This is a genomic window from Nonomuraea sp. NPDC049784 (assembly GCF_040659615.1).
Classification (GTDB): Bacteria; Actinomycetota; Actinomycetes; order Streptosporangiales; family Streptosporangiaceae; genus Nonomuraea.
Map to the genome: position 1 here is coordinate 1 of NZ_JBFAMX010000380.1, position 9,880 is coordinate 9,880.

Annotated in this window: 11 protein-coding genes; 3 read left to right on the top strand and 8 right to left on the bottom strand. The window is 68.7% G+C overall.

The window, feature by feature from the left end:
• The 4 genes from uvrC to AB0J09_RS43905 all read right to left on the bottom strand — a co-directional run.
• A partial coding sequence (gene uvrC / locus AB0J09_RS43890) for an excinuclease ABC subunit UvrC (protein WP_360705018.1) occupies positions 1–1,070 on the bottom strand: 1,070 nt, incomplete at its 3' end.
• A gap of 109 nt (positions 1,071–1,179) precedes the next feature.
• Positions 1,180–1,587 (bottom strand): Rieske (2Fe-2S) protein, encoded by a 408-nt coding sequence (locus tag AB0J09_RS43895; protein WP_360704991.1) that lies wholly within the window; start codon positions 1,585–1,587, stop codon positions 1,180–1,182.
• Between the two features lie 76 nt (positions 1,588–1,663).
• Positions 1,664–2,125, bottom strand: coding sequence for a Rieske (2Fe-2S) protein (locus AB0J09_RS43900; RefSeq protein ID WP_360704993.1), 462 nt, complete (start codon positions 2,123–2,125; stop codon positions 1,664–1,666).
• A 104-nt stretch (positions 2,126–2,229) separates the two neighbouring features.
• Complete coding sequence (locus AB0J09_RS43905) at positions 2,230–2,634, bottom strand: Rieske (2Fe-2S) protein (protein WP_360704996.1); 405 nt, start codon at positions 2,632–2,634, stop codon at positions 2,230–2,232.
• Positions 2,635–2,926: 292 nt separating this feature from the next.
• Between AB0J09_RS43905 and AB0J09_RS43910 the strand changes: the two genes are divergently transcribed.
• Positions 2,927–3,586 (top strand): DUF2306 domain-containing protein, encoded by a 660-nt coding sequence (locus tag AB0J09_RS43910; RefSeq protein ID WP_360704999.1) that lies wholly within the window; start codon positions 2,927–2,929, stop codon positions 3,584–3,586.
• Between the two features lie 202 nt (positions 3,587–3,788).
• Here the strand turns inward: AB0J09_RS43910 and uvrA are convergent, their stop codons facing one another.
• Positions 3,789–6,629 carry an excinuclease ABC subunit UvrA gene (gene uvrA / locus AB0J09_RS43915; RefSeq protein WP_360705002.1) on the bottom strand — a complete coding sequence of 947 codons (2,841 nt, stop codon included), beginning with the start codon at positions 6,627–6,629 and terminating at the stop codon, positions 3,789–3,791.
• Positions 6,630–6,945: 316 nt separating this feature from the next.
• Here uvrA and AB0J09_RS43920 point away from each other — a divergent pair, with 316 nt between their 5' ends.
• Positions 6,946–7,206 carry a hypothetical protein gene (locus AB0J09_RS43920; RefSeq protein WP_360705005.1) on the top strand — a complete coding sequence of 87 codons (261 nt, stop codon included), beginning with the start codon at positions 6,946–6,948 and terminating at the stop codon, positions 7,204–7,206.
• Positions 7,203–7,859 carry an MBL fold metallo-hydrolase gene (locus AB0J09_RS43925; protein WP_360705008.1) on the top strand — a complete coding sequence of 219 codons (657 nt, stop codon included), beginning with the start codon at positions 7,203–7,205 and terminating at the stop codon, positions 7,857–7,859. Before AB0J09_RS43920 ends, AB0J09_RS43925 begins: the two co-directional genes overlap by 4 nt.
• Before the next feature lie 300 nt (positions 7,860–8,159).
• On the opposite strand, the gene AB0J09_RS43930 is transcribed toward AB0J09_RS43925, so the two are convergent.
• The 3 genes from AB0J09_RS43930 to AB0J09_RS43940 form a co-directional block, all read right to left on the bottom strand.
• The gene (locus AB0J09_RS43930; RefSeq protein ID WP_360705010.1) at positions 8,160–8,432 is read right to left on the bottom strand and encodes a hypothetical protein; all 273 of its coding nucleotides are present in this window, start codon (positions 8,430–8,432) and stop codon (positions 8,160–8,162) included.
• A 36-nt stretch (positions 8,433–8,468) separates the two neighbouring features.
• Entirely contained in the window at positions 8,469–9,299 is an 831-nt protein-coding gene (pssA, locus tag AB0J09_RS43935) for a CDP-diacylglycerol--serine O-phosphatidyltransferase (protein WP_360705013.1), read from the bottom strand.
• The coding region (locus AB0J09_RS43940; RefSeq protein WP_360705016.1) for a phosphatidylserine decarboxylase at positions 9,286–9,880 on the bottom strand (595 nt) is incomplete at its 5' end. The genes AB0J09_RS43940 and pssA, both read right to left, overlap by 14 nt.

Here is a 9,880-nt window from a genome sequence, read left to right on the forward strand (position 1 = left end):
GTCTCCATCAGCGACCTCTTGTCGCCACGCTGCGGCACGCGCACCTCGACGCGGGCGCGGCGCTGCTCGGTCAGCAGCTCGGCGACCGCCTCGCAGTCGGGCGGCAGCGCGGGTACGAGCACCTCACGCGGCATCGAGTCGGGGCTCGCCTCGGCATACATCTGGAGGAGGAACTGCTCGACCAGCTCGCCGGGCGAGGTCTCCTCGACCTTGTCCACCACCCAGCCGCGTTGGCCGCGGATGCGGCCGCCGCGCACGTAGAAGACCTGAACGGCGGCTTCGAGCGGGTCCTCGGCCAGCGCGATCACGTCGGCGTCGGTGCCCTCGCCGAGCACCACGGCCTGCTTCTCCAGCGCCCGCTGCAGCGCCTGGATGTCGTCGCGGAGCCGGGCCGCGCGCTCGTACTCCTGCTCCCCGGCGGCCTCGCGCATCTCCTTCTCGAGGCGTTTGATGAAGCGGCTGGTGTTGCCCGCCATGAAGTCGCAGAAGTCTTCGGCCAGCTCGCGGTGCTCCTCCGGGGTGACCCGGCCGACGCAGGGCGCCGAGCACTTGTCGATGTAGCCGAGCAGGCAAGGGCGGCCGATCTGGCCGGCCCGCTTGAACACCCCGGCGCTGCACGTGCGCACCGGGAAGACCCGCAGCAGCAGGTCGACGGTCTCGCGGATGGCCCACGCGTGGGAGTAGGGGCCGAAGTAACGCGTGCCCTTGCGCTTGGCCCCACGCATGACCTGCACCCTGGGGAAATCCTCACCCATGGTGACCGCGAGGTACGGGTACGACTTGTCGTCGCGGTATTTCACGTTGAAGCGCGGGTCGAACTCCTTGATCCAGGAGTATTCGAGCTGCAGCGCCTCGACCTCGGTGCCGACGACGGTCCAGTCGACGTCGGCGGCCGTGGTCAGCATCGACTGGGTGCGCGGGTGGAGCGCGGAGAAGTCGGCGAAGTAGGAATTGAGCCGCTGGCGCAGGCTCTTGGCCTTGCCTACGTAGATCACCCGGCCGTGCGTGTCCCTGAACCGGTAGACCCCTGGGGAATCGGGGATGGAACCCGGCTTGGGCCGGAAACTCAAGGGGCTGCCCGCTGATCTCGCCACGTTCAAAGCCTAGTAGCCCGCACCGACAAGGTGGCCCGCCGTGCCTTCCACCGGCGCGACGGGCCTCCCCACCAGGGGCACCGGGCTACGCGAGCGTGATCTGGTCGCCCTCCACCTTGATCTGCTGCGCGGGCAGCGGTTTGTCGGCCGGCCCGTCCTTGACCGAGCCGTCCGCGATGGCGAACTTGCTGCCATGACACGGGCAGACGATCACCCCGCCTGAGACGTTCCCGACCGTGCACCCGTTGTGCGTGCACACGGCGCTGAACGCCTTGAACTCGCCCGACGTGGGCTGGGTGACCACGATTTTCTGATCCTTGAAGACCGTGCCGCCGCCGACGGGGATGTCGGCGGTCTTGGCCAGCGCCCCACCGGCCGGCGCGTTGGACTGCGGCGCGCTCGACCCGGAGGATGCGGGCTGTGTGGTGTCGGTGCTGCCGCCACAGGCGGTGAGCGCCAGCGCCAGACCACCCGCTCCGACGCCAGCGATCATGACACGGCGACTCTGTACGTCATCTCCCATGGGCTCACCCAACCGCACATAGGTGAGAAATTCATGAGACGCACGGCTAGGCGAGTCTGATCTTGTCGCCGTCCACGGTGATCTTCTTCTCCGCGAGCGGTTGGCCGGCGGGCCCATTCGCGACGGAGCCGTCGTTGATGTTGAACTTGCTGCCGTGACACGGACAGTTGATCGTTTTGTTGGAGACGCTGGCCACCGTGCAGCCCGCGTGGGTGCAGACCGCCGTGAACGCCTTGAACTCCCCGGCCGCCGGCTGCGTGACCACGACCTTCTCGTTCTCGAAGACCTTCCCACCGCCCTCGGGGATGTCGGCCGTGTCGGCCAGCGCCTTGCTCTTCGAAGCCGCCTTCTTTTTCTTCGGTGACGACGACTCCGAAGGCTCCTCGGCCGGCGGCTCCGCACTCGCCTCCGTCGTCGGCGAACCGTAGCTCGCACATGCCGTAAGAACCGCCGCGAGCCCGGCGCCTCCGGCGCCGAAGACCACCGTCCGGCGCGTCGTATCCGTCATGGTGCGTTCCTCCCAGATTGGCTTTCACTACAGGTACGGCCGGCGGCCTCTCACCGGTTCAGCGTGCCCGAGCCCAATCCGGGTCTCTACGCATAAGTACGCGTTCAGGCGACCACGATGCCGTCGCCCTCGACCCTCACCTTGTAGGAGGCCAGCGGGGCGGTCGCGGGTCCCTTGGTGGCCTTGCCGCTGTCGGCGGAGAACTCGCTGCCGTGGCAGGCGCACCTGATGACGTTGTCCTTGGGAGCGCTGACCGCGCAGCCCTTGTGCGTGCATACCGAGCTGAACGCCTTGTAGACGCCCTGCGTAGGCTGCGTCACCACGACCTGCAGGTCCTCGAGCACCGTGCCTCCGCCCACGGGCACGTCTGCCGTCTTGGCGATGACCTTGCCTTTGAGGCTCGGCTGAGCCTTGCTCTCTCCCCCGCCGCACCCGGCCAGCGCCAGCCCGCACACCGCGATCCCGGCCGCCCCCAGCATCCCGCGCCGCCCGAAACCGTTTTCGGGCATGGCTCCGCCCTGCTCCGTAACCGTCATGATTTTTGCCGACCCTCCGCGTCGCCGCTGACCCCCTGCAGGTCAGGCCGTTACCAGTACTCAACTTTATGGGCGACACCCCTCGGTCCGATTACCGGGTGGCCGGCGGCCCGGTCAGCGCGTGGCAGCCGCGGGATCGGCGAGGATCCGGTCAGCGAGTGGTAGGCGGGCGGTCAGCGGCGGGGCCGACCCTGCGGGTATGACTCTTACGACAGAACGCCCATCCGCTTCCCCGTCCAAACCCCGCTGGTGGCGGCGTCCCTGGGTGGCCCCCCTGGCGGTGGTGTCGGCCGTGTTCGTCGCGTACTCGCTGCCGCCGTACCTGTCCCTGGACCCGGCCCAGTCCCGCGTGCCCGCTCCCGACTTCTTCCCGCCGCACTTCGCGGTGCTCTCCTTGCACGTCATCTTCGGCTCCACGGCGATGATCACGTGCTGCCTGCAGATCTGGCCGTGGTTCCGCGGACGCTATCCACGCGCGCACCGGATCATCGGCCGCGTGTACGTCTTCGGCGGCTGCCTCCCGAGCGGCCTGCTGGGGCTGGTGGTCAGCGTGACCACCCCGTTCTTCGGCCCCGTGACGGCCGCCAGCGGCGTCGTGCTGGCGACCGTCTGGGTGGGCTGCACACTGGCGGGCTGGCGGATGGCCAGGCAGCGCAGGTTCGTCGACCACCGCCGATGGATGATCCGCAGCTTCGCCCTGACCTTGTCCATCATCACGAACCGCCTCTGGGGCGTCGTGTTCGTCATCGCCCTGTCACCGCAGCTGAACACGACCTTCCACGGCGACGAGACGTTGCTGGCGAGCACGGTGTCGGCGCTGAGCGCGTGGCTGGGCTGGGTGCTGCCGCTGCTGGTGGCGGAGTGGTGGCTGGAACGCGGCGACGCCGCCAAACGCCGCGCCCGCGCCCGCGCCACCGCCCACTGACCCCGCCCCGCGCCTCCGTCCGGTGGAACGGCACATCCCCCACGGGAGAGCACACCCACCCGGCGGCAGCGGCGTCCTCCAGCGGCAGACGCGCCGCACGTAGCCGGCGCCGCCTGTCCAGCGCGCCCCGGACGTGACCTCGGCCGGCCCGAGGCACGTCCGTCACACAAACCCCCGCAAGAAAGAAACGGCGCAAGGCCGCTCAGAAAGCGAGGATCTTCCGCAGGAAGCGCCCCGTGTGGCTCTCGTCCACCAGCGCGATCTCCTCGGGCGTACCGCTGGCGACCAACGTCCCACCCCGGGACCCACCCTCGGGCCCCATGTCGATGACCCAGTCGGCCGTCTTGATCACATCGAGGTTGTGCTCGATGACGATCACCGTGTTGCCGCCGTCCACGAGCCGGCCGAGCACGCCCAGCAGGCGCCGGATGTCCTCGAAGTGCAGGCCGGTGGTCGGCTCGTCCAGCACGTAGATGGTCCGCCCCGTCTGCCGCCGCTGCAGCTCCGACGCGAGCTTGACCCGCTGTGCCTCGCCGCCGGACAGCGTGGTGGCGGGCTGTCCGAGCCGTACGTAGCCCAGGCCCACGTCGTTGAGCGTCTGCAGGTGGCGCTTGATCGCGGGGATCGCCTCGAAGAAGCCCAGGGCCTCCTCGATCGGCATGTCGAGCACCTCGGAGATGGTCTTGCCCTTGTAGTGGACCTCCAGTGTCTCCCGGTTGTAGCGGGCGCCGTGGCAGACCTCGCAGGGGACGTAGACGTCCGGCAGGAAGTTCATCTCGATCTTGATGGTGCCGTCGCCCGCGCACGCCTCGCAGCGCCCGCCCTTGACGTTGAAGCTGAAGCGCCCGGGCTGGTAGCCGCGCACCTTCGCCTCGGTCGTGGCCGCGAACAGCTTGCGGATGTGGTCGAAGACGCCGGTGTACGTGGCCGGGTTGGAGCGGGGGGTGCGCCCGATCGGCGACTGGTCGACGTGGACGACCTTGTCCACGTGGTCCATGCCGTTGATGCGCGAATGCCGCCCCGGCACCGTGCGCGCGCCGTTGAGCTCCTTGGCCAGCGCGTTGTAGAGGATGTCGTTGACCAGCGTCGACTTGCCGGACCCCGACACGCCCGTGACCGCCGTGAATACGCCCAGCGGGAAGTCGATGTCGACCCCCTTGAGGTTGTGCTCGCGCGCCCCCTTGACCGTGATCTGCCGCTTCTTGTCGCGCTTGCGGCGCTTGGCCGGGATCGTGATGCTCTTGCGCCCGGACAAGTACTGGCCGGTGATCGACTCCTCGCTGGTGAGGAGCTCCTGGACGGTGCCGGACACGACGACCTGTCCGCCGTGCTCGCCGGCGCCGGGGCCGATGTCGACCACCCAGTCGGCCGCCGCGATCGTGTCCTCGTCGTGCTCGACCACGATCAGCGTGTTGCCCATGTCGCGCAGCCTGATCAGCGTGTCGAGCAGCCGCATGTTGTCGCGCTGGTGGAGCCCGATGGACGGCTCGTCGAGCACGTACAGGACGCCGACCAGGCCGGAGCCGATCTGCGTGGCCAGCCTGATGCGCTGGGCCTCGCCGCCCGCCAGGGTGGCGGCGGCGCGGTCCATGGTCAGGTAGTCGAGGCCGACGTCGAGCAGGAAGCCCATGCGGGCGTTGATCTCCTTGACCACCCGCTCGGCGATCTGCATGTCGCGGTCGGACAGCTTGAGCCCGGCCAGGAACTTCGCGCACTCGCCGATCGACATGGCCGCCACGTCGGCGATCGACCTGTCCGCGACCGTGACCGCCAGCGTGACCGGCTTGAGTCTGGCGCCCTTGCAGGCCGGGCACGGGATCTCGCGCATGTAGCCTTCGAAGCGCTCGCGGGTCGAGTCGCTCTCCGCCTCGGCGTGCCGGCGCTGCACCCACGGGATGACGCCGTCGTAGGTCGTGTAGTAGGAGCGCTGCCGGCCATAGCGGTTGCTGTAGCGGACGTGGACCTGCTCGTCGTGGCCGTACAGCAGCGACTTCTGCGCCTTCTTCGGCAGCTTCTCCCACGGCGTGTCGAGCGTGAACCCGACCGTGTGGCCGAGCGCCTCGATCAGCCTGACGAAGTATTCGCTCGTGTGGCCGCCCGACCAGGGGTGGAGCGCGCCGTCGCCGAGCGTGCGCTCGGGGTCGGGCACCACCAGGTCGGGGTCCACCTCCATCTTCGTGCCGAGGCCCGTGCACTCGGGGCAGGCGCCGAACGGCGAGTTGAACGAGAACGAGCGCGGCTCCAGCTCCTCGAACGACAGGTCGTCGTAGGGGCAGTAGAGGTGCTCGGAGTAGAACCGCTCCCGGTTGGGGTCGTCTTCGGGCAGGTCGACGAACTCGAGCGTGATCGTGCCGCCGGACAGCTGCAACGCCGTCTCGACCGAGTCGTTGAGCCTGCGCCGCGCCGACTCCTTGACCGACAGGCGGTCGACGATGACCTCGATGTCGTGCTTCTCGTACTTCTTCAGCGTCGGCGGCTCCTCCAGCCGCACGATGGTCCCGTCGACCCTGGCCCTGGCGAAGCCCTTGGTCTGCAGCTCGCGGAACAGCTCGGCGTACTCACCCTTGCGCCCCCTGATGACCGGGGCGAGCACCTGGAAGCGGGTGCCCTCCTCCAGGTCCATCACGCGGTCGACGATCTGCTCGGGCATCTGCCTGGCGATCGGGCGCGAGCACACCGGGCAGTGGGGCTTGCCGATGCGCGCCCACAGCAGCCGCAGGTAGTCGTAGACCTCGGTGATCGTGCCGACGGTCGAGCGGGGGTTCTTGCTGGTGGCCTTCTGGTCGATCGACACCGCGGGCGACAGGCCCTCGATGAAGTCGACGTCGGGCTTGTCCATCTGGCCGAGGAACTGACGGGCGTACGCCGACAGCGACTCGACATAGCGCCGCTGACCCTCAGCGAAGATCGTGTCGAAGGCCAGGCTCGACTTGCCGGAGCCGGACAGGCCCGTGAAGACGATCAGCGAGTCTCGCGGCAGGTCGAGCGAGACGTCCTTGAGGTTGTGTTCTCGTGCACCACGCACGATCAGGCGGTCAGCCACGGCGATCCCGGAGGTCTAAAGGCGGATAGGTCCACGGGGATGGTAGACGGGGGGTCCGACAATTTCGGCGGACCGTTGCCCGGCCCCCGAAAATCCGTCCTTCACAGACTACGGCCATCTCCCACTCTGGCAGGGGCCCTTCCGCATTCAACCAGTTGACCTGCGGCTTTATGCCGGGCCCCGGCCCAGACACCCTAACTGATGAAATATCCAGATATGACCGTCCTATCCGCGCAGCAGGGCGGACTGGCCGGAGCCGTTCGTCCTGCGCGAACTCCGCGACTGCCACGCGTCCTGGCCGCACGCCCGCAGCACGGTGAGCGAGGTCATCCTCAAGAACGCGTCCGGCGAGATCATCGACAGGTGGCCAGACCTCGGCACCGGCCCCGCGATCGAGGGCGCGCCCGCCGACATGCTGGCCTGGCTGACCGGAGGATCGAACGGCGAGGGCGTTACGCTGGTGCCCGTGGGGCAGCCGTTCACGCCCGGCGGCACGGGACTGCCAGAGCCGCCGCCGTGGCTGACAATGCCGGCCCCCGCTGATCTGCCCGCGACGCCCCCAGAGGACTTTTCATGACCTATACAGGTGACGTCCAGGTCGGCGGTCCCGCCGACGTGCGCGAGCTGCCCGCGCTCACGATTTTCAAGCTAGCCGTAGGCCCGTACGACAACAACGCCTACCTGCTGCGTTGCACCGAGACCGGCGAAGAGCTGCTGATCGACGCGGCCGCCGACGCCGACCGCCTGCTCGCCCTGATCTCCGACCAGCCGGTGCGCTCGATCGTCACCACGCACCAGCACGGCGACCACTGGCAGGCGCTGGAGCAGGTGAGCAAGGTGACAGGCGCCGACGTGATCGCCCATCCGCTCGACGCGCCCGCCCTCCCGGTGCCGGTGGACGGCACGGTCGAACACGGTGACACAATCTCCGTCGGCGCGGTCACCCTGGAGGTCATCCACCTGCGCGGCCACACGCCCGGCTCGATCGCCCTGCTGTATGACGGCGGCGAGGCGGGCCACCACCTGTTCACAGGCGACTCGCTGTTCCCGGGCGGCGTCGGCAACACCTGGAAGGACCCGCAGCGCTTCACCCAGCTCTACAACGACGTAGTCGAACGCGTCTTCAACCGCCTCCCAGACGAGACGTGGGTGTATCCGGGCCACGGCAAGGACACCACACTGGGCGTCGAACGCCCCGCCCTCCCCGAATGGAAGGCCCGCGGCTGGTAACGCACCGTCAACACGCGCGCCACGCTCAGGCAGGTGCGCTCAACGCGGTCTGCGCCGGATCCGGCTAACGCCGTCCGCTGCGTGTTCGCTGTGGTGGTCTGCGTGACAGCGAGCACGCGCTTGCGTGCCGCCGCGGTCAGGCTGACCACGGAATCGGCCCAGAATGCGCGTCGTCACGGCGACCCGCCCGTGAGCCTTCACGACCGGCCATGAGAGACGGCCACCCACGTCGGCGCGTGCGGCCCATCGTGCGCAGCCGTAACGGATGGGAGTTTGATCAAGGATGGCGCGGATGGGCCGTTACGGGCGGGTGAGGACGTGGAGGATGCGGTCGGCGGCGAGGGCCGGGTCGTCAGCCACTCCCACGAGTTCGCCCCAAGACCACCGATAGAACCATCCCTCAGACAGCGGCACACAGTCGACGGTCTCCGCCAGCATCGCCGTGTCGGGATCGCTGATGCGCAACGCGGGCGGATAGGACCGCAACGTGGCCGTCAGCCCGCGCTGCTCCAGCTCCGTGGCCAGCTTGCCGAGATAGTACGTGCGCGTGTGCTCGCGCGGCGTAGCCGACATGGCTCCATCAAAGCCGAAGTAAGACGAAAAATCCCGTCAGTTGCCGATGCGCGTGGCAGATTCCCGGCGCTGCTCCCGCTTGTAGACCAGCATCCGCAGCGGGATCGCCGCCACGAGAGCGATCTGCATGCTCGCGCCGATCTTGATCGGCAGGTCGCCGCCTTCCGGCCAGGCCACCCAGAAGGTCAGGAAGGCCACGTTCACCATGATCCAGCCCAGGACGCCCGCCGCGAGCTGCCCCTTCGGCTTGGGGTACTCGATCCGGCTGACCATCAGCCACGCCACGCCGAGCACGGCCAGCAGGGACCAGAAGCTCGGCTGGAACAGCAGCACGATGGAGATCACGGTCATGGCGCCCATGGGAATGGGCAGGCCCATGAAGTCGCCGCTCTTGGTCTTGACGCAGGCGAACCTGGCCAGGCGCACGACCCCGGCCACCAGCACGGCAGCCGCCGCAGCGACCACCATCACGAACGGCACCTGGTCGGTGAACCCGCCCCAGATCACGACCATGAACGCGGGCGCGAACCCGAAACTGATGACGTCGGCGAGGTTGTCGAGCTCGGCGCCCATCGCGGAGGCCCGGAAGCGCCGCGCGACGAGGCCGTCGAACAGGTCGCACGTCGCGCCGATGAGCAGGAGCACGATGGCGGTGGCGAAGTAGCTCGGATCGGGCGTGAAGCGATGACCGCCCTGGAGCTGCTGGATCGCGGAGTACGCCAGGACGCACACGGCGAGGAACCCGCAGACCGCGTTGCCCAGCGAGAGCGAGTCCGCAGCCGACAGGCGGAACGCCTTGCCGACCGGACCACGAGGCTCTTCTTCCTCTTCATCCGCCTGCCAACTACCGGCGTCAGCCGCGGTCAATTCTGGTCACCCCCGCAACCGTCTTGTCACCCACGGACACCGCGGGAGAAATCCCTTCGGGAAGGTAGATGTCGACGCGCGAACCGAACCTGATGAGCCCGATCCGCTCGGCCTGCGCGACCTTCGCTCCGCTGCTCACGTACGGCACGATCCTGCGCGCGACCGCGCCCGCGATCTGCACCATCTCGATGTCGCCCAGCGCCGTCTCGAAATGCCACACCACGCGCTCGTTCTGGTCGCTGTCCTTGTTGAACGCCGGCAGGAACCCACCTGCCACATGCTGCACGGATGCGACATTTCCCGCAAGAGGGGCGCGGTTAACATGCACGTTCAGGGGGCTCATGAAGATCGCGACCCTGGTGCGGCCGTCCGGCCACGGGTCGATGCTCTGCACCACCCCGTCGGCGGGAGACAGGATGCGGCCCACGCCCGGCGTGCGGTCGGGGTCGCGGAAGAACCAGAGCATGCCCCCGGTGAGCGCGCTCAGCGGGGCCGCCGCGAGCGCCCATCGCCGGTCCTTGCGCGTCAGCAGCGCGGTGGCGGCCGCCGCGGCCGCCGTCGGGGTGAGCCACGGGGAGACC

What these genes read in the sequence shown, in the direction of transcription:
- AB0J09_RS43895 (WP_360704991.1), bottom strand. Translation starts at nt 1,587, where the DNA reads ATGATCGCTGGCGTCGGAGCGGGTGGTCTGGCGCTGGCGCTCACCGCC.
- AB0J09_RS43900 (WP_360704993.1), bottom strand. Translation starts at nt 2,125, where the DNA reads ATGACGGATACGACGCGCCGGACGGTGGTCTTCGGCGCCGGAGGCGCC.
- AB0J09_RS43905 (WP_360704996.1), bottom strand. Translation starts at nt 2,634, where the DNA reads ATGCCCGAAAACGGTTTCGGGCGGCGCGGGATGCTGGGGGCGGCCGGG.
- AB0J09_RS43925 (WP_360705008.1), top strand. Translation starts at nt 7,203, where the DNA reads ATGACCTATACAGGTGACGTCCAGGTCGGCGGTCCCGCCGACGTGCGC.
- AB0J09_RS43930 (WP_360705010.1), bottom strand. Translation starts at nt 8,432, where the DNA reads ATGTCGGCTACGCCGCGCGAGCACACGCGCACGTACTATCTCGGCAAG.